Raw genomic sequence first — 18904 nt, forward strand, 5'->3', positions numbered from 1 at the left:
GGGGGGGGGGGGGGGGCGCGCCCGCGCCCCCCGGGGGGGGGCCCGCCGCCCCCCCCCCCCGTTCCGGGAACGGTTCAGGCGCCGTACGACGGTCGGCGCCCGGGCAGTCGGTCCGGCGGTCAGGTGGCGTCCGGCGGCCCCCATGTGGCCCGGACCAGCGCCCGCTCGGTCCCGGCCAGATAGACGGCCGCGGCGAGCCAGGCGCGCGCGTACCCCTCAGGGTCGGCTTCCTCGGTGCGGCCGAACACATCTCGCCCACGCCGGTCCGCCTCCGCCGCGAGCGCGTGCGACAGATCCGCGGCCGTCCGGAAACCGGCGCGCCGCAGCGCTACGACGGCCCCGGCCCGGTCGCCGTCGCGCGCGGGCTCGGCAGCGGCCCTGCGCCCGCCGGACACGGCGACCTCGACCAACCGCCGCAGCCGCCACAACGGCGCCTCGGCCACCGGGTCGGACGGGATCCGGGGGAGCCCGGCCGCCTCCAAGAGAGCGTCGGCGGGCGGCAGATGGCCGCCTTCGAGGCGGTCGTAGCCCAGATCGGCATGGCCCTGCCACTCCGCGGGCAGCCGCAGGGTCATCGCCCTGGTTTCATCCGGTTCCGGCGTCGGGCCTACGGCGAGCGGCCGGAGTGTGGCCGTGCGATCGGGATCGAGCCGGCCGACGACGCGCAGTCGCAGCCCGGGGCGGGACGCCAGCCGGCGAAGGTTCGCGGTGTGGGTGAGGTCGGGGTGGCCGTTGGCCGGCAGGAGACGGATCAGGGGGCCGTCCGGGTCCGCCCGGCCGGAGGTCAACTCCTGGGCGAGCAAGTGCTGTTCGACCACTCCGACGATGACCAGATCACAGCCGATCAGTTCACCGGCCGACCGCTCGGCCCCCTCCGGATCGCTCACCGGAACATCTCCGAGCCGGGCCGCGACGGCCTCGGCGAGCGGTCGCGCGAACAGGGCGGCCAATGGTCCCGAGGTCCAGGACCGACCCGCGACCGGCGTCGCCCGGACTCCCTTGCCGGCGCCGAGACGGCCGTCCGGGGACAGCGTCGCCCCCGAGATCAGCAGCCCGCCACGGGAGAGCCCGGCATGGTCGACGCTGCCCGAACCGAGCGCGACCGTGGCCGTCGCGGCTCCGCGCGCACGGGCGGGACCCCCCGGCTTCACGTCCGCGACGGTGAACCAGCGCCCGTCGTCGGAGATGACATGGGTGACCACCCCGCCGTACCCGGTCGCGGAGATCACCGGCTCCCGGCACACCCCGTGCACACGCAGCGCGCCCTCCGGCCGGTAGCTGCGGCGGGCGGTTCCCACCAGCGCCGGGGCCGGATCCGCTGCCGCCAACAGGCCTGTGGTCAACAGCAGTTCACGCAGATCGGCGACCAGGTCGGCCAGCCGGTGGCCGTCATGACGCGACCGCGCGCCCCGCAGGCCTCGGACCACCCGCAGCGCCGCCGCCTCCGCGCGGTGCAGCCCGGCGAGGCGCGCGGTGTGCGAGGCGCGCAGCACCTCCGCCTGCGCCACCGCGCCCGCAGCGGGCACCCCGGCGGCCAGAACCGCAGCCGCGGCGGCCCACAGCGAGCGGGCGGCGGTCAACTGCGCGTCCGTGGGGCCCGTCTGCGGCGGCGGTCCGGCGATGTCCGCTTCGGACACACCGACGACGGCTTGGACGGTGTCCTGCGCCGGCGACTCGACCTCCTGGGCTACGGCCGTCTCCGCGTCGGCCACCGGACACGCGCCGAGCACGGCGGCGAGGTGCAGACACCTCGGGGCCAGCAGACAACTACACATGGCCTCTCCGGCGTCGGTGACCGCCCCGGAAGGGCCCGGAGTGAGGACGACCTCCGCGTCCTCACCGCACCGCACCCGCCGCACGGCACCCTCGACGGTGACAGGCGCGGCCACGTACGTCTCGATCGCGGCATCCAGCTTCTTGCGCAGCCGGGAGGTCAGGGCCTCCACGGCGGCAGCGGCCACCTCGGGCGCCACCGGGGGCAGTTCGGGGTTCATCGGGACTCTCCGCGGAGGCGTTCGCCCACCCAGCGGGCGAGGGCGAGAGGACTGAGGGCGGCGACGGGCATCCCGGCCGCGACGAGTTGCCGGGCGACGGGCACCGAGTAGCGCGGGGTGCCGGAGTCGTCCAAGGCGGCGCAGCCCATCAGATGCACCCCGGAACTCGCCAACGCCCGTACCTCGCCCAGGAGTCCGCCCAGTGGATAGCCCTCCTCGAAGTCGCTCACCACCACGACGAGGGTCCGGCTGGGTACGGTCACCAGGGAGCGGGCGTGGGCCAGACCGGCCGCGATGTGGGTGCCGCCGCCCACCCGCACCTCCAGCAGCAGGGACAGCGGGTCCTCGACCTTGTCCGTCAGGTCGATCACGTCGGTCGAGAACGCCAGGAAGTGTGTGCTGAGCGTGGGCACTCCGCCCAGTACGGCCGCGGTCAGCGCCGACCAGATCACGGAGGCCTCCATCGACCCGGACACGTCGATCACCAGGATCAACCGCCAGTCCGCCTCCTTGCGCGAACGGGTACTGAACACCGGCCGCTCCGGCACGACCAGAGTGCTGCCGTCGGCCCTCTTGCGGGCGTGCGCCAGGTTCGCCCGCAAGGTGCGCGGCAGGTCGATCCGCCCTCCAGGACGGCGAGTCGGCCGAGGCGTGGCCAGGCCGCTCAGCGCGGGCCGCATCCGGGTGGCCAGCTCCTTGGCCAGCTCGTCGACCAGCCGGCGCACCAGCGGTCGCAGCCGGGCCAGCTGCTGTTCGGGCATCCCACCGGCCAGCGACAGCACGGATGTCAGCAGATCGACGGAGGGACGTACGGACTTGGGGTCGAGCTCGGCCAGTACGTCGCTGCGACCCTGATCGGCGGCGCGGGCGAGCACCTCCTCGCGTACCTCCGCGCCGAACAGCGCCTGGAGTTCCTCGGCCCACTCACGCGCGGTCGGGAATGAGGCGTCCTGCCCGCCGGGGCCGTTGTCCCGGCCCAGGTCCGAGGAACCCTCGCCGCGACCCCTGCCGTACAGCTCGTCGAGCGCGTGCGCGTAACGGCGGGCGCCCGCAGGCAACTTGTCGCTCTCCCTGCCGAGGAGCAGCCGCCACCGGTCCGTCGGCGTGAGACGCAGTGCGTCATCGATCGACGGGTCCGGCACCGGCACGGGCCATGGGGTGGCGGGTTCTGGTTCCGGAGCATCGGCAGGGCGGGGCGTCGGGCGTGCCGCTCGCAGGGCCTCCACCGCCGTACGGCCGGCCTCGTCCGCCGCCGCCCACAGGGCGAGCAGGCGCGGGGAGGCGGACAGGATGAGGTCGAGGCGGTCGCCCAGCCGCTCCGTGACCGTGTTCAGCAGACGGTCGCGGCCCGCCGGGGACAGCGTGTCGAAGCCGCCGCGCAGGGCGGGCAGCCGGTCAAGGAACGCCTGGTCGGCGAGCGAGTCGACCCGGTCGAGCAGCGGGTCGAGCGCGGCCGGCGCCGACTGGAGCAGCGGTGCGGCCCCGGTCAGCAGTCCGGCGAGTCTGCGGGCCAGCGCGTGCCGTCCGTCGGGGCCGGTGGCGGCATCGATCCAACCAGCCGCCCGTGCGCCGAGAGCGTCGGGGTCGTCCAGGTCGAGCAGGACCCGGCAGGCGAGAGCGGCTCCCTGGACGAGGGGCGAGCCGGTGTGCGCGAGACCGCCGAGGGCTTCGTCCATGCGCAGTCCCAGGCGGTGGTCGGCGGCGCGGGTCGCCAGGGCCACGAGCGCGGCGGCCTCCTCGGGGTCGTCGCTGCCCGCCAGACCCGGCAGGGACCGTACCGCCGACTCCAGCAGATCGGCGGCGAGTACGCCCGCCGCCTGTCGGGTCCCGGGCGTGGTGCCGGGCAGATGGTCCCGGCGCAGCGCCTCCAACAGGTCGAGTCCGGTGAGGAGTTCGGGGAGCGTCGCGGAGGCGGGCAGCACCTCGGCGGCCTCGGTCAGCCGCTGGGCGACCAGGGTGGGCAGATCGCAGCGGGCGGCGTCCCGGAGTCCCGTCAGGACGAGGGCACTTGTGGGGCCGCCCTCCGAGGACTCCCTGCGGAAGGTCTCCCGCAGCGTCCCCTCCGCCGCGAGCGCGGCGGTCACGCCCCGCACCCCGGCCAGGTCCAGCCGGACGGGCACGGACGGGACCCACGCCAGCCGCCACCGAGTGGTCAGCGCGGAGGCGTCGCCCGTACCGGACACCTCGATCGGCTCGCCGTATCCCACCCCGCACACGTCGAGCCGCCGGAGGAGGATCTCGCGCCGGTTGTCGAGGGGCGAACGGAGCGGGTCCAGGCGCAGTTCACGCGAAGCGGGGTCGTCCGGGCCGGGCAGCCGCAGCGCGGCGAGTTCGGACTCGACCGACGGGCCGAGCCCGGAGCGCGGGGTGCCCGGCGCGACCCGGCCGCGCTCGGTACCCACGAGGACCACTTCCAGGGCCCGCGCGAGAGCACGCCCCCGGCCGAGCGGCTCGCCCTGCCCCATCACGGACGTCAGCGCCTCCAGCACCTCGCCCCGGCCCGGTGCGGGGAGCCCGCGCAACCGGGCGAGGTCGCAGGCCACCCGCAGCGTCTCGCGGGCCTCGCCGGTCCCCGCCGTGTGCCCGGCCGCGCGCAACTCCCGGCACACTCCCGTAATGGCCCGCGCGGCTGCGTCGTGGAGCAGCTCGGGATCGCCCCCCGCGCCGAACACCGCCTGCTGCCAGCGCGGGTCGCGGATCCCGGCCGGATAGCCGGACCGTGAGTCCAGGAGATCGAACGCGTACGGGACCAGGGAGGTGACGACGGACGAGGGCTCCCCGGGGGACACCGATGCCGTCCCCTCCACCCCTGCGCCGGCGGTCAGCGCCGATGCGTGGAAGGCGCCGATCACCGCCGCGACCCGGCGCCCGCCGGCCGCCGCGAGGGCGATCGTCTCCCGCATGTGCGCCTCGCGCGCCAGGTCCACCATGGGGACGCCGCCCGACGACTCGGCGTCCTGGCGCAGCGCCCAGCCCACGCCCAGGGCGGCCCGGCGCAGCGATTCGGGTGCGCAGCCGGGGGCGAGGACCTCCACGCTGCGGTCCCACAGGTCGTCCCCGTCACGGCCGGTCCCGGCCGCGGTGAGCGCCTGCGCGAAGGAAACAGGCGCAGGATGGTCAGGCGCCTCGGCGCGCTCGGGCCCCTCCGCGTGCCAGCGCGCGTCGGCCATCGGCAGGTCGCAGCAGACGACCTCCACTCCGCGCTCCCGAGCCCAGCGGACCGCGGCGAGTTCGGGCGAGAAGTCGGCGAACGGGTAGAAGCCGAGCCGTCCGTCCGCACCGGCACCCGCGAGCGCGACCGGCGCGAGCGTGCCGGGCGCGCCGAGGTGGGTCAGCCACGGCTGGAAGTCCACCGGCAGTTCCACGCACACCACCTCGGCACCGGCCGCGTCCAGCAGCGCGGGCACGGCGGCGGCGAGCGCCGGGCTGTGGTGTCGTACGCCCAGCAGGTAGGGCACCACGGAGTCGGCCAGGGTGTCGAGCGCGGCCCTCGGGTCCTGAGCGATCGTCACCGAAGGTTCTCCCGCAGGTCCCAGAGGCGGCGCCAGGTCGCGGAGCCGTCCTCGGCGCGGCGGCGCACCGGGCCGTCCCAGTAGCCCAACAGGCGCGCGTGGTCGGAGGGATCGTCCTTGCGGACCACGCCCAGGAGATGGCCGGGCACCAGGTCGAGGGGGTCCCCGGCGGGCAGGTAGGCGGTGGCCACCCCGAGAGAGACAGCGACCTGTACCGCCTCCGCGGTGGACATCACCGTGCCCGGACGCTCCACGTCCCAGCCCTCGGCCGAACGCCCGGCCCGCAGATCACGGAAGACGGTCACCAGGACGTCGAGCACCGCGTCGTCGACGTCGAAGGCGGCGCCCGCCCGCTCGACGGCCGCGACAGCCTGCCGTTTCACGAGCGCGGTCTCGGCGTCGACGTCCGCGATCGGACGCACCGTCTCGAAGTTGAAGCGACGCTTGAGCGCGGCGGACATCTCCGACACGCCGCGGTCGCGCAGGTTGGCGGTGGCGATGACGGTGAAGCCCGGGGCGGCGGCGACCTGCGCCTCGTCCGTGCCGGACAGCTCGGGCACGCTCATCCGCCGGTCGGAGAGGATCGACACCAGCGCGTCCTGCACCTCCGGCAGGCAGCGGGTGATCTCCTCGACGCGCGCCACCCGTCCCGAGCGCATCGCGCCGAGCACGGGCGAGTCCACCAGCGCCTGGGGAGTGGGGCCCTGGGCGAGCAGGAGGGCGTAGTTCCAGCCGTAGCGCAGGGCGTCCTCGGTGGTGCCCGCGGTGCCCTGCACGGTGAGCGCGCTGGTGCCGCAGACGGCCGCCGCCAGCAGCTCCGAGAGCATCGACTTGGCCGTGCCGGGCTCACCGACGAGCAGCAGTCCGCGTTCTCCGGCGAGCGTGACCACGCACCGCTCCACCAGGGCGCGTTCACCGACGAACTTGGGGGCTACGACGAGTTCGCGGGGCAGTGTCTCGTGCGGCTTGGGCAGCTTGAGGGCCTCGCCGGCGCTGCCGCAGACGAAGGTGATGACGGATCGGGGCGTCAGCCGCCAGCCGGGCGGGCGCGGGCCCTCGTCGTGGGCGGCGAGGAAGGCGAGTTCGGTGGCGTGGCGCTCTTCGGCGGGCAGCGTCTGCCGGGTGGGCAGGGCCGTTGCCGTGTCGGTCGGGGTCATGAAAGTCCTTGCCGGGTAGGTCTGTTGGTCGTTATTGAGGGGGCGCCGGTGATGTCCGACGCCCCGATACGGCGTCCGTCAGCGGCGGCGGCCCCGGCGCACCTTCAGCTCCTCGAACCGGGGAGCGTCGCCCTCCAGGACCCGCTGCCACGCTCTGCGGTACAGGTCCGCGACCGGTTCGGTCGGCACGATCACGCCGAGGGGCGTCTGATCGCCGTCGACGAGGTCGAAGAGCGGCAGTTTCCAGCGCTCCAACGGAACGCGCGGGGACGGCTGTTCGGCCCAGCCGCCGGGCAGGAAGAGCGAGCGGCCCGCCCTGGTCCGGGTGGCCTCGACCACGAGGTCGGTGGCGGCCAATTCGGCGCGGGCCGCCTTGAGACGGGCCGGCTTCCAGCCCGTCCACCGGGCCGTCGTGCGGTCGGTCGGGTCGGGCATGGCGAGCAGCATCAGATACAGCGTGGCCGCGTCCTCGCCGAGGCCGTACTCCTTGGCCACCTCGACGACCAGGTCGGGCACGGAGTGGCCCGGGTGCTGGGGCCACCAGGTGCCGTCCTTGTCCCACTCGCCCGCGATCGGCTCGCCGGGATCGGCGAGGAGGGCCGCGAACCGGGGGTCGCGGACCAGCCGCAGGGCGACCTCGGCCGGGAACGGACGGTCGTCGACGCGGGTCGCGGGCAGATAGGGGTCCTGGCCGGCCTCGTCGAGGAGGTCGACCCGGATGCCCGGGGCCGGCTGGTCGTCGTGGGTGGCCAGGACGACGGCGCCGTAGCGCTCGAATCCCGGGCCGGTCTCGGTGGGAGTGCCCGCCGTCTTCCGGAACGCGGGGAGGCTGATGTACGGGCCGAGGTCGAGCATCAGACCGGGAGCGGCCAGACGTTGACGCACCGCGGTGAGCGCGGGCGGCAGCGCGGCGCGGATCGGGTCGCCGGCGGGCAGCCGGTGGGCGAGCCACGCGGCGAGGCCGACCGAGCCGACCAGGGTCTGCGTGGTGAACCCGGCCGTGTCGTTGCCGACCGGTCGCACCCGGTCGCCGTTGACCTCCCACCGCAGATCCCGGCTGAGCTGCGGGGCACGGGCCGGGTCCAGCAGCGCGGGCAGCGCCTCCCGTACCGGCCACGGCGCGTGCTTGAAGGCGCGGATGCCGTCGCTGAGCAGGTCCTCGGGGATGGCGGGACGCTTGCCGAGCCTGCTGTTCCACACCGCCGCACCCGCCGCCACGTCCGGGCCATCGGTCCACAGGCGCACCGGGTCGGCGGGCAGCAGTGCGGCCACGACCGCGGCGCGGACGGCACTGTCGACGGCACGCAGTTCGTACTTGGCGACCGCCGCAGGGGCGACCTTCACCCCGATGACATTGCGGGCCTCGGTGGTGAGGAAGGTCCGCTCGTAGGCGTCGACTCCCGGCAGCCCGGCGACGACGAGCCGGGCCATCGTCTCGGTGACACCGGTCAGCCGGGCGAACTCCTCGGCCGCGTCAGGGAACCACGGCGCCGGACCGCGCTCGGCGAGCGCGGCGAGGAACACACCGATCCTGCCCGGCTGTTCGTCCTCGCCGACCGGGTCACAGGCCAGGACCTTGTACGGCTCCGGAGCTGCGAACCGTCCGGTCGGGTCGTGGAACAGGCCGGTGAAAGTGCAGCCGTCGTCGTCCCGGGACCCGTGACCGGTCACCGCGACGAAGGCGCCGTCCGCCAGCGGCAGCAGCCCGTTCCAGGAGCCCTCCCGCCAGTTGCCCGAGGCCAGCCGCAGTCGGTGCGCGTCCAGGTGCAGGGTCACCGTGCGCCAGCGATCGGGCACACCGAGCCCCAACTGCTCGAATCCGGCCAGCAGTTGCCGAAGTGCCTCGCGGTGCTCGTCTGCGGTGGTACCGGCCGCCGCCCGGTAGGCGAGGGCCGTCACCCGTCCGAGCAGGGTGTGCAACTCCGGCTGTCCGACAGGCAGTTCGGGCCCGTCGAGGTGGAGCCGGCCATCGGACGGCTCCGGTACGACGTCGGTGGCATCGGTGGCACGGGTCAGCACCCGCAGGGCGCGGAAGACGGTGTCGGCCTGGTCGTCGCGGTTCCACCAGTAGCCGTTCGACGCGCCGAGACCGCTCATCGCGTCGCGCAGCAGACTGTCCGTCGGACCGGCCGGACCCTCGTCCGCCACGCCGCCTTCCAGGGCCAGGGTGAGCCGGGTCGCCGCCGCGTCCAGGACCGCCTGCTGGGCCGCCGCGTACCGCACGACCCCGGCGATGCCCGCGAGCAGAGCGGGGTGGGTGACGTGCAGCAGCGTGCGGATCGCGGCGGGCAGCGCCTCCGGTTCCTTGTCGCCGGCGGCCGACAGCAGGGCGGCGGTGGTGTCCCGGTCGATGAGGCGCAGTCCCGTGGAGCCCGCCGGGTCGCGCGGGGTCAGGCACTCCCAGTACTGCATCGGCGGCAGCAGCAGAGTGCCCTCGCCGAACACGCCCGCCGTCCGGTCGGTCTTCGCCCAGGCGGTGACGACTCCGTCCGCGTCGACCAGGTCGAGCTGCCAGCCGTTGCGCACGACCGCGGTGGGCCGCTCCGCTCCGGGGAACATCACCAGCGTGTACGGCCGGCCCGCCTGGGCGGGCAGCGTGAGGGTGTGTCCGGCGAGATCCTCGACCCGCGTGGAGCCGTCGGGGAGTTCCAGCCTGCGCAGGCCCACAAGGCCGTCGACAGGTGCCGAGGCGGGGGCGGCGCCGGTCGTGGGGGAGGGCCGCAGCCGACCCCCGGCGAAGGTGCTGCCCGGCGGTGCGTCGCGCAGCGCGTCGGCCAGGAAGGCCGGCCGGCTCATGCGTCCGCGCTCGTCGGTGGCCGGGTCGTACTCGTACCAGCCGCGAGCCTCCGGGTCCTCGGAATCCGCGTGCCAGACCCAGTAGTTGGAGCCGTCGAAGAGAAGCGGTCGCTCCTCGGGCACGGTGGTGTCCCCGGCGTGCAGCACACCCCGGCCGGTGGCCCGGCCGCCGCCGGGCAGCGGCAGAGTGATGGGGAAGTTGCCCTTGTACCAGTCCATTTCGGTGCCGCGGGTACCCCGCGGGCCATCGAGCTTCTCGACCCGGTCGGCACGGGTGTGCCAGTAGCCGCGCAGGCCGTCGTTTCGGCTGTTCCAGTAGACGAGGAGTTCGCCGTCGACGTGGTGGAAGCCGGGGTCGCCGTACCGCTCGCCCGACGGGATGCGCAGGTCGTGGGTGAGCAGGGTGCCCTCGGCGCCGATCACGCGGGCCTGGGCCTCGCCGGCCACCACGAGGTGGGGCCAGGCGTCGGCGACGACCAGGTCCTCCACCCGGTCCTTCGGCACGAGAGCGGCCGCCGCCTCCTCCCAGGCGGGCCAGCCGAGTTCGTCGAAGAGACCGGCCCGCAGGGTCCGCGCCAGCACGGGGGTGAGGTCGGTGGCCACCGCCGCGCGGACGTCCGCCTCGGCCAGCGCCAGCGCCTCGGCGGGCAGCCACTTCAGGCGGGCCAGCGCGTCGGGCAGCTGCGGCAGACCGACCGCCGTGAACCGCTCGACGACCGTGCGCACCCACTGGGCCAGCAACGGACGGCAGCCGGGCGACTGCGCGAGCAGCCGGATGGCCCGCAGGCCCGAGTCGTTGTCGCCGAACCGGTCCGCGCCCTTCAGGAAGGCGTCTTGGAACCGGGCGTCGGCGCCCAGGAGCAGCAGGTCCCGGTGTCCGTCGCCCATCGCCCACTGCTCCAGCGGCAGGGCGTGGCCCCGCTTCGGAGCCGCCACCGGTACGTCCAGGGACAGCAGCAGGTCGATCAGGTCGATGTCGTGGGTGACTTTCAACGCGCCGCCGGACGCGGCGAGTTCGGCCCGCAGCCGGTCCGCGATCCGCTCCACGAGCGGGTACAGCTGAGGCATCCGGGTCGAGCCGCGCCAGGACCGGGCCCGCTCACGGAACGTCAGGAAACGCTCCAGCCACCCCGCCGTGCCGTCCCGGGGACGCTCCTCCTCGGGCAGCGCGGCATCCCACAGCCCCGCCGCGGCACCGGAATCCTCCAGCACCTGGAGCCACAGCGCGGGCATCTCGTCGTCGTGGCCCGCGGGGATCATGTCCAGCAGGGTTCCGCGCACCTGCCGCTCGCGCGCGGCCAGTGCCACCAGCGCGGCACGGTGGCCCTTCCACCAGCCGGCCGCGGCCCGCAGCGTGGCCGGCAGACCGAGCAGCTCGGACAGGTAGTCCTGCTCGGCGCGATCGGCGTCCTGCCCGGCGGCGCGGGCCAGCTTGCGCAGGTCGCCCGCCATCTGCGCGGACGGCGGCAGACCGCCCGTGGTACGGCGCAGACACAGCCGGGTGAATCGCCGCAGCGCCTCCTCGGCCGGCACCCGCGCGGCCAGCTCCTTGCCGTAGGAGGACAGCACCTTCACCGGCAGCGCGCCCGCCAGCGCGAACTCCAGGAACACCGCGTCGAGACGGTCCTCCTCGATGACCAGCCCGTGCTCCGCCTCGGCCTTCCGGGCCCGGGTGAACAACTGGGCAGCGTACGTGGCGTTTTCCTCGGCGAGGAACACCCGGCCCGCCTGCTCGTAGAAGGTCGGCAGGAAGTGCGGCACGGAGGCCGCAAGCCGGGCGCCGAGCTCCACGTAGGCGTCCAGCGCGGTCTTGGGCCGGGACTTCGCCTGCCGGGCGGCCCGCTCCAGGTCCGGTACGACACCGAGCGCGTGGTGCCCGTCCTCGGGGTGGTGCACCAGCACCCACTCCGGGAAGCCCAGCGACTGACGGAGCCCCAGCCCCACCACGGCCGGTTCGGCAGCCTGCTCCAGGCCGAGGAAACCGGCGGCCAGGTCCTCCGCCGCGCCCAACTCCCCGGCGACCAGCCGCACCACCACCCGGTCGTCCAGACCCGGATGCCGATAGGTGCGCGCCGTCAGCGGCACCGCCCGCTCACCGGCGCCCTCCGCGTCCGGCGGCAGCACTGCCCCCGCCGCGAGCATCTCCTCGTACGACACCTGCGTCCCCCCGCTCATGCGCTCTTGCCTTCCTCGATGTCACGCCCGGCGTACAGTGCCGCCGCCATCCGCATCCCCTCGGACCAGGCCACCGGTCCCACCTCCCGCAACGGCAGGGCACGGCCGTCCTGGTCCTGCCAGCTGAGGCTCCCCGTCTCCACCGTGTCCTCCCAGTACGGCTCCCCGATCCATACGGAGGCCTCGACGGTGCGCCCGCCGTCGCGCACCCGGGCCGTGGAGTAGCCGCCGGAGACGCGGTAGCCCAGCGAACTGGCGCGGGCGGCCAGGGCGAAGCGGGAGCGGAACGAACCGCCGGCGAACTCCCGTATCTCGGTGGCCTTGGCGGCGAGTTCGTCGGGGCGCCGCCAGGTCGCCCGGTGGATCTGCTCGACGCGTTGCACTATGCCCAGCTCGGCCGCGAACTCCCGGATGTCGTCGAGGTCCGGCAGCAGCACCGGGTGCGGCAGGGTCACCGTGCGCGGGGACAGCCGTACCGTCTCGCCGTCGAGGTTCACCACCCGGAGCTCGCCGTCCTCGGTGGTGCCCCGGAGGAAACCGACCTCGTCGGGGTCGTCGCCGACCACGGCCAGGTCGCGCAGGGCCGACTGCCAGGCCTCGTCCGGCCACACGCGGACCAGCAGGCCGGTGGGGACGGGCAGCGACGACACCATCCAGGAGTCGACCTGGGCGACGCACCCGGCAGCGTGCCGATCCAGCCATTCGGCGAACCGCCGCAGCCGGTCCACCTCCGGGTGGTCCTTGAGCGCGCGCGGCAGGGACTTCAACTGCCGCCCCGCTGCCCGGCCCCCGGTGGCACGCGCCGCCACCCGCCCCTCCACCAGGGCGACTTCATACCCGTCACCCGCCGACAGCCAACCCACGATGCCCCCGCCTTCCGCATCAACACAGCCCGAAGAAAGCACAGTTCAGCCGGGACGTCCCGACATCTGTGCGACGACAAGCGGAACGTTAGCGGCGATCACTGACAATCGGCCGGGGAAGCTGTGGACGGGCTGCGAGAAGCCATCGGCGAAACCGGCGAACGAGGCGCCCGGCCATGCCCGTTCCGCGCACGCGCACAGGCCCGGCGGACGGTTCGCCGGGCTACGAGTTCAGGCCAAACGCACGGCCATCTGCCGCGTACTGACGGGCCGTCACAGACGCAGCACGATCAGGGCCGTGTCGTCGGTGTTGCCCTCGGCGGGGAGCAGATCGGTGAGCAGGGCGTCGGCCATGGACTCGGGTTCCGCGTGCCGGTGGCGGGCGAGGGAGTCGGCGAGGCGGGCCAGACCGCGGTCGATGTCCTCCGTACGACGCTCGATCAGTCCGTCGGTGTACAGCACGAGGGTGGCGCCCTCGGCGAAGGGGACGCTCGTCTGCACCCGGCCGACATGCTCGGGCCTGGCGCCCAGGGGCGGGTCGGTGGCCTGGTCGAGGAAGGTCACCGTACCGTCGGGGGCGAGCAGGGCCGGCGGCGGATGGCCCGCGCAGCTGTAGGTGATGGAGTGGTCGTCCCAGTCGATGAACGTCGTGACCGCGGTGGCCGACTCGGCGCCCTCGACGAAACGGGAGTACAGACCGAGGGCCTCAAGCGCGGGGCCCGGCCCGTCGGCGACGCGGCAGGCCGCGCTCAGGGCGCTGCGCAGCTGGCCCATGGCACAGGCCGCCGCCAGGCCGTGTCCGACGACGTCGCCGACGGCGACCGCCATTCCGCCGTCGGGCAGGTCGACCAGGTCGTACCAGTCGCCGCAGACGTTCAGGGCGCCCACGGCGGGCCGGTAGCGCACGGCCGCCCGGTGGTGGCCGACGGGGCGCGGCGGGGGCAGCATCGCCGCCTGCAGAGTGAGGGCCACCTCGCGTTCGTGGGCGTGGGCCGTGCGGAGCCGCTCGTTGACCTGCTGCAGCTCACGCGCGCGGGTGTACAGCTCGGCCTGCAGCACCCGGGCCCGGCCGTCGTCGGACTGGCCGCCGAAGCCCCGGACGAACTCGGTGACCTCCTCGACCCGGTGCACGATCAGCATCACCTCGCCGTCCGGACCGCGGACGGGCGCGTTGACCGGGCTCCAGAAGTGCTCCACCCACCGGCCGGACAGCGGCGGGTCCTCGATGTCGTAGCGGAGGAGGGCCATGGTGTCGCGCTCCCCGGTGGTCACCGCGCGGAGCATCGACTCCCGGGTCTCGCGCATGCCGGCCGCCGCCGGGTCCTTGGGGTTCTCGGGGAAGACGTCGAAGATGTAGCGGCCGACCAGTTCCTCGCGCTTGCGTCCCGACAGGCGCTGGAAGTCCTCGTTGGCGTCGAGGTAGACCAGCTCGGGGCTGAGCAGCGCCACCATGCCGGGCAGGTCGCGGAAGACCGCCGCGTAGTCGATCTCCGGATCCTGCATGGCCTGCCCGCTTCGACGCCGATGGTCACTGTGTCGCTCCACGATAAGAGGGATCTGGCCATGAAGCCCGGAAACGGCACTTTTCGGTCCGCCAAGCAGCGATGATGCCCCGGCCGTCACCCGACCGAGTGGCCTGCCCGCGAGGCCCGACGTGGGCGGCCGGGCGATGGTATTGCCCGACGAGCGGCCACGCCGTTCATGATCCGGTGTCCGCCGAGCCGACGGCCCCTGCGGTGACCCGGCGGTAGGCGGCACGGGCGTGCAGGAGGCGGGCCAGAGCCGTGCCCAGCAGGGCCGCGGTGAAGAGGCAGCCGAGCCAGAGCGTGTCGCGGTGTCCGGCCCAGGTGAGAGTGCCGGCCGGCGGTATGGCGAAGCCGTTGAGGAAGAGCCAGCACAGCACCGCGGTGCCTGGGGCCGCCGTGAAACGGGCGCACAGACCGAGCAGCACGGAGAGCAGGGACAGCGCGACCAGGGCCGGTGAGGGCCGATCGGGACCTATCAGCGCGTTGAGCAGCACCACGAGCACCAACGCGCCACCTGATGCCGCCGCCCAGACCAGTGGCGTGGCCACGGGCGAGGGGACGGGTCGTGCTCCGGTACGGAGAGGCACCCAGTCGATCATGCCGGAGACTCCTTCGGGTCGTCGCGCTCCTCCTGGCGACGGGGAAGTCAGCCTGCCCGAGTCCGCGCCACCGGTACAACCTCGCCCGATGGCTCACGGCGCGGTGACCGCGGCCTCCTTCGACGACTTCGTCACCAGCCGCTCGTAGAGGATCGGCCAGGTGGTGATCACGACGAGCAGCCAGACCACGGTCACGGTGTGCACATGGGCGCCGAACGCCGCCGGCAGCAGCGGCAGGACGCAGCAGGGGAGAGCCACCGACAGCAGCCAGCGCCGTTCGCGGTGGGCTTTGCCCAGCCAGGCAAGCCCGCTGAGCAGGAAGTACCCCGCCAGCGACGAGCACAGCAGCCACCGGGTGGCGTCCGGCAGCGTGTCGAGATGCTCGGCCGCGGCTCCCAGCGCGGCGGCCAGCGTGGCGAGGCAACCGGACACGAAACAGTGCAGGGGCAGCCTCGCACGGGAGGGCAGGACGCCCGCCGTCAGATGCGGCACCCCCGCGTAGCCGTGCTCGAAGGACAACGCCCACACCGTGGCCAGCAGGAGGAACGCCGCGACGGCGAGGACGCACAGCTTCCTGTCCCACTCCGCCCCACTCCGCGTCGGAGGTGGCTGCGACGACCTGGGCGACGCCCTCGCCCAGCACGATGAGGACGAAGAGACTGAGCCGCTCGCTCAGGTGCTCCGTCTGCGACCGCGCGAGCGACGGGCCCCGCGCGGAGCCACGCCGCGCGGGTCGGTCGTCGTGGCGTTCCCGGGCCTCCTTGTGCTCGACCAGGTCGCGTGCGGACGGCGTCGATGCCGAGGCCCTCGCCGACCGGTTCACCGCGATGGTCGACGGCCTGGCGATGCAGATCCTCGTCGGCTCGACCGAGATGCGGCCGGACCGCGTGCGCTCACTCCTGCTGCGGGCCTTCGAACCGCACCTCGACCTGACCTGACCGATCGGCCTTCGCCGCCCGTCTGGGGCACCGGCCCGGCGCGAGCCGGGTCCCGGCGCCCCCGCCGGGATCGATCAGTAGGAGCTTCGGAGTGGAGCTCGGGGTGTCACGGCTTCCGGGCGAGGCCGCCGTGCTCGCCGATCTGTACCGGCGCCGGGGAGATGGACTCCGGGCGCCAGAGGGGGACCGAGACCACACCGGGGTCCACCAGTTCCAGGCCGTCGAAGTACGCCGTGATCTCGTCGACGGTGCGCAGGTTGTAGGGAACGGCGCCGCTCTCGTTGTAGGCGTCCTGGGCCTGCTCGAAGACCGGGTCGATGCCCCGCGAACCGTCGTTGATGGAGAGGTAACTGCCGGACGGCAGCGCGTCCATCAGCCGGGTGACGATGGAGCGCGCCTGGTCGTGGGTGGCGACGTGGCCCAGGATGTTGCTGAGGATGAGCGCGGTGGGGCGGCTGAGGTCCAGCGTCTTGGCGGCTTCCGCCAGGATGCGGTCCGGGTCCGTCACGTTGGCGTCCACGTAGGCGGTCACCCCCTCGGGCGTGGAGTAGAGCAGCGCGTGGGCGTGCGCGAGGACCATCGGGTCGTTGTCGACGTAGACGATCCGGGCCTCGGGGGCGATCCGCTGGGCGACCTGGTGGGTGTTGTCGGCGGTCGGCAGGCCGGTGCCGACGTCCAGGAACTGCCGGATGCCCGCCTCGGAGACCAGGTACGTGATGTTGCGGCGCAGGAAGGCGCGGCTGCTGCGGGCGATGGTGACGATGCCGGGGAAGACGGCGGTGTACGCGTCGCCGGCCTGCTCGTCGACGGGGTAGTTGTCCTTGCCGCCCAGCCAGTAGTTCCAGATCCGGGCCGAGTGCGGCACCGATGTGTCGATCTTCTGCTGGGCGGCCGGTCCGGGCGTCATTGCTTGGTCTGGCATGGGTGGTGTTCGTCCTTCAGCCGGGGTGTGCGATGTCCGCCGCTCAACTTACGTCCCAACGGCCCGGCCGCGTAAGCCAGTTCACCTCACCGGAGGAGCCGAGTGCCGGCCCGTGCACCTCGCGGGCCACGAGGGCCGCTGCCCGACCCCGCGGGCCGGGCAGCAGTGGTTATCCTCACAAATCGTGCCCATAGGGCATTTTCGTGGCACTGGTCACGTCACGGAACGGCCGTCTCGTCTACGTTCGCAGCTCTGTGCCCCCGCCCCCGAACCGCCGAGGCCCCATGTCGTACCGACCGAATCCCCGACCCACCACACCGGCCGCGAGCACGCCCGGCCGCCGCGCGGCGCTCCTCGCCGGCGCCGTGTCCACCCTTCTCGCGGTCGCCGTGGCCGGTCCCGCCGCGGCGGCCGACACCGGCACGCCGGCGCGCTCCGGAGCCGTCACCACGCAGACGGCCACGACGAGCGAGGCACGCGTGACGACCGCGGTGCTGGACCTGGACCACCCGGCCTTGAAGCCGCAGGTGCGCGGGAAGGACGTCCCCTACGACACGGCCAGCATCATCAAGGTCGACATCCTCGCCACGCTGCTCCTCCAGGCCCAGGACGCGGGACGCGGTCTCACCCAGCAGGAACGTACGTGGGCCACGGCGATGATCGAGCACAGCGACAACGACGCTGCGAACGCACTCTGGCGCCGGATAGGCCAGGCACCCGGCCTGGAGGCGGCGAACAAGCGCCTCGGTCTCTCCTCGACCGTGGGCGGAGCCGCCGGCAAGTGGGGACTCACCCAGACCACGGCGACCGACCAGATCCGTCTGCTGCGGGCGGTCTTCGCCGACGGCGGGACCTCGTCCGCGAACGGTTCCGCACTGACCGAGGCGTCCCGGACCTACATCCGTACGCTGATGACCCGCATCGCCGCCGAACAGTCGTGGGGCGTCTCGGCGGCCTCCGACGCCGGATGGGCGCTCAAGAACGGCTGGCTGCAGCGCAGCACCACCGGTCTGTGGGACATCAACAGCGTCGGAGAGGTCACCTCGGGAACCCACCACTACCTCGTCGCGGTCCTCTCCGCCGGCAACGTGTCGATGCCGGGCGGTATCGCGGCGGTCGAACGCGCGGCCCGCACGGCGGTCTCCTCGGCACAGGCGGCAGGCTGACTCGAAGACGTACCGACGTCGGTGAAGGTGAACACCGGCCAGGCAGGACACGCGCCGCCCGACGGAGCGGTCGTGCTCGCACAGAATGCGTAGAGGCTTGCAGTTCCGCCCGCGCCGGGGATGCGTCAACTTTCGTACCAGGCACGGCAGTTCCGGCCCATCAACAGATCCTGTCGGGTCGTTGACCGATCGTCCGGAGTCAGTCTCGAAGAGATACTCCGCGGGGGAGGGCCGGATGCCTACGGTCCGGACGTCGAGGTGGGTCGGCAGCACCGGCCCGCCGCAGTCAACGGAACGCAAGGGGAGGCATCGTGGCGAGTGTTGAAGTATCGCTGAAGGAGATGATGGCCGGTATCGAGGGGGCGATGGGGGCAGCGGTCGTCGACTACACCAGCGGCATGGCGCTGGGCACGCTGGGCGGCAGCAAGACCCTGGACCTCACGGTCGCCGCGGCCGGCAACACGGATGTGATCCGGGCCAAGGTGCGCACCATGGAGCAGCTGGGCCTCAAGGGACAGATCGAGGACATCCTGATCACGCTGGACAGCCAGTACCACCTGATCCGCCTGGTCACCGGCCGTGACGGCAACGGCCTGTTCCTGTACCTCGTACTCGACAAGGCCCGCTCGAACCTGGCCATGGCCCGCCACCAACTCAAACGCGTCGAGGCGGCGATCGAGATCTAGCCCGTCCTGACGCGCGGGAACCACGTCTGCCCATGATGTGAAGACTTCTTCAACTCGCGATATCCGCATGGTCGCAATGTGCGGTTGTGCGCGGAGCGAGACGTGAAGGATCGGCTTCCGACGGCGGCCTGCGATGTGGCGGCACTCTCGGGTACCGCCGCATCCCGGCGGCTGCAGTCCGAACAACCCGGCAAGGAGCGAGCATCCATGCAGGTCCCCCTTTACCAGGTCAAGGCAGACTTCTTCCGCATGCTCGGCCACCCCGTGCGCATCAGGGTCCTGGAACTCCTCCAGCACGGTCCGGTGTCCGTACGGGACCTGCTCGCCGACATCGAGATCGAACCCTCCAGCCTGTCGCAGCAGTTGGCCGTCCTACGACGCTCCGGGATCGTCGTCTCCACGCGGGAGGGCTCCACCGTCCGCTACGAACTCGCCGGCACAGACGTCGCCGACCTCCTGCGCGCCGCCCGCCGTATCCTCACCGAACTCCTCACCGGTCAGAACCAGATCCTGGCCGAACTCCAACAGGCGGACGCCACTCCGCGCGCCCTACCCGCACCTCGGTGATGT

Annotated in this window: 12 protein-coding genes and 1 pseudogene; 4 read left to right on the plus strand and 9 right to left on the minus strand. The window is 73.3% G+C overall.

The annotated features are described in order from the left end of the window. Positions 1 to 119 precede the first annotated feature (119 nt). The 8 genes and pseudogenes from ACFXC1_RS09475 to ACFXC1_RS09510 form a co-directional block, all read right to left on the minus strand. Positions 120 to 1994 (minus strand): hypothetical protein, encoded by a 1875-nt coding sequence (locus tag ACFXC1_RS09475; protein ID WP_381240974.1) that lies wholly within the window; start codon positions 1992 to 1994, stop codon positions 120 to 122. Further along, positions 1991 to 5506 carry a vWA domain-containing protein gene (locus tag ACFXC1_RS09480; RefSeq protein WP_381240976.1) on the minus strand — a complete coding sequence of 1172 codons (3516 nt, stop codon included), beginning with the start codon at positions 5504 to 5506 and terminating at the stop codon, positions 1991 to 1993. The genes ACFXC1_RS09475 and ACFXC1_RS09480 overlap by 4 nt, the downstream gene beginning before the upstream one ends. Further along, entirely contained in the window at positions 5503 to 6663 is a 1161-nt protein-coding gene (locus ACFXC1_RS09485; RefSeq protein ID WP_381240978.1) for an ATP-binding protein, read from the minus strand. The genes ACFXC1_RS09480 and ACFXC1_RS09485 overlap by 4 nt, the downstream gene beginning before the upstream one ends. 78 nt (positions 6664 to 6741) lie before the next feature. Next, positions 6742 to 11634: a DNA-binding protein gene (locus tag ACFXC1_RS09490; protein ID WP_381240980.1), complete on the minus strand. Its 4893-nt coding sequence runs from the start codon at positions 11632 to 11634 to the stop codon at positions 6742 to 6744. After that, complete coding sequence (locus ACFXC1_RS09495; protein ID WP_381240982.1) at positions 11631 to 12497, minus strand: DUF4132 domain-containing protein; 867 nt, start codon at positions 12495 to 12497, stop codon at positions 11631 to 11633. The genes ACFXC1_RS09490 and ACFXC1_RS09495 overlap by 4 nt, the downstream gene beginning before the upstream one ends. A gap of 273 nt (positions 12498 to 12770) precedes the next feature. Further along, positions 12771 to 14000 carry a PP2C family protein-serine/threonine phosphatase gene (locus ACFXC1_RS09500; protein WP_381240984.1) on the minus strand — a complete coding sequence of 410 codons (1230 nt, stop codon included), beginning with the start codon at positions 13998 to 14000 and terminating at the stop codon, positions 12771 to 12773. Positions 14001 to 14196: 196 nt separating this feature from the next. Then, positions 14197 to 14622: a hypothetical protein gene (locus ACFXC1_RS09505; protein ID WP_381240986.1), complete on the minus strand. Its 426-nt coding sequence runs from the start codon at positions 14620 to 14622 to the stop codon at positions 14197 to 14199. Between the two features lie 93 nt (positions 14623 to 14715). Then, positions 14716 to 15204 (minus strand): annotated as a pseudogene (locus ACFXC1_RS09510) (low temperature requirement protein A); the annotation flags it as partial. Between the two features lie 179 nt (positions 15205 to 15383). Between ACFXC1_RS09510 and ACFXC1_RS09515 the strand changes: the two are divergent. Beyond that, complete coding sequence (locus ACFXC1_RS09515; protein WP_381240988.1) at positions 15384 to 15560, plus strand: TetR family transcriptional regulator C-terminal domain-containing protein; 177 nt, start codon at positions 15384 to 15386, stop codon at positions 15558 to 15560. 106 nt (positions 15561 to 15666) lie between these two features. Here ACFXC1_RS09515 and ACFXC1_RS09520 read toward each other — a convergent pair whose 3' ends face one another. Continuing rightward, positions 15667 to 16482 (minus strand): SAM-dependent methyltransferase, encoded by an 816-nt coding sequence (locus ACFXC1_RS09520; protein ID WP_381240990.1) that lies wholly within the window; start codon positions 16480 to 16482, stop codon positions 15667 to 15669. A 284-nt stretch (positions 16483 to 16766) separates the two neighbouring features. On the opposite strand from ACFXC1_RS09520, the gene ACFXC1_RS09525 reads away from it, so the two are divergent. The 3 genes from ACFXC1_RS09525 to ACFXC1_RS09535 all read left to right on the plus strand — a co-directional run bounded on the left by ACFXC1_RS09525 (position 16767) and on the right by ACFXC1_RS09535 (position 18901). Beyond that, positions 16767 to 17648, plus strand: coding sequence for a serine hydrolase (locus ACFXC1_RS09525; RefSeq protein ID WP_381240992.1), 882 nt, complete (start codon positions 16767 to 16769; stop codon positions 17646 to 17648). Between the two features lie 311 nt (positions 17649 to 17959). Further along, positions 17960 to 18334 (plus strand): hypothetical protein, encoded by a 375-nt coding sequence (locus tag ACFXC1_RS09530; protein WP_381240994.1) that lies wholly within the window; start codon positions 17960 to 17962, stop codon positions 18332 to 18334. 207 nt (positions 18335 to 18541) lie between these two features. Then, positions 18542 to 18901 carry an ArsR/SmtB family transcription factor gene (locus ACFXC1_RS09535; protein ID WP_381240996.1) on the plus strand — a complete coding sequence of 120 codons (360 nt, stop codon included), beginning with the start codon at positions 18542 to 18544 and terminating at the stop codon, positions 18899 to 18901. The last annotated feature ends 3 nt before the right edge of the window (positions 18902 to 18904 follow it).

It is taken from the genome of Streptomyces hokutonensis (genome assembly GCF_042751305.1).
Classification (GTDB): Bacteria; Actinomycetota; Actinomycetes; order Streptomycetales; family Streptomycetaceae; genus Streptomyces; species Streptomyces hokutonensis_A.

Bases quoted from the DNA above. Each gene is read 5' to 3' on its own strand.
- ACFXC1_RS09475 (WP_381240974.1), bottom strand. From the start codon at position 1,994: ATGAACCCCGAACTGCCCCCGGTGGCGCCCGAGGTGGCCGCTGCCGCC.
- ACFXC1_RS09485 (WP_381240978.1), bottom strand. From the start codon at position 6,663: ATGACCCCGACCGACACGGCAACGGCCCTGCCCACCCGGCAGACGCTG.
- ACFXC1_RS09490 (WP_381240980.1), bottom strand. From the start codon at position 11,634: ATGAGCGGGGGGACGCAGGTGTCGTACGAGGAGATGCTCGCGGCGGGG.
- ACFXC1_RS09500 (WP_381240984.1), bottom strand. From the start codon at position 14,000: ATGCAGGATCCGGAGATCGACTACGCGGCGGTCTTCCGCGACCTGCCC.
- ACFXC1_RS09505 (WP_381240986.1), bottom strand. From the start codon at position 14,622: ATGATCGACTGGGTGCCTCTCCGTACCGGAGCACGACCCGTCCCCTCG.
- ACFXC1_RS09520 (WP_381240990.1), bottom strand. From the start codon at position 16,482: ATGCCAGACCAAGCAATGACGCCCGGACCGGCCGCCCAGCAGAAGATC.
- ACFXC1_RS09525 (WP_381240992.1), top strand. From the start codon at position 16,767: ATGTCGTACCGACCGAATCCCCGACCCACCACACCGGCCGCGAGCACG.
- ACFXC1_RS09535 (WP_381240996.1), top strand. From the start codon at position 18,542: ATGCAGGTCCCCCTTTACCAGGTCAAGGCAGACTTCTTCCGCATGCTC.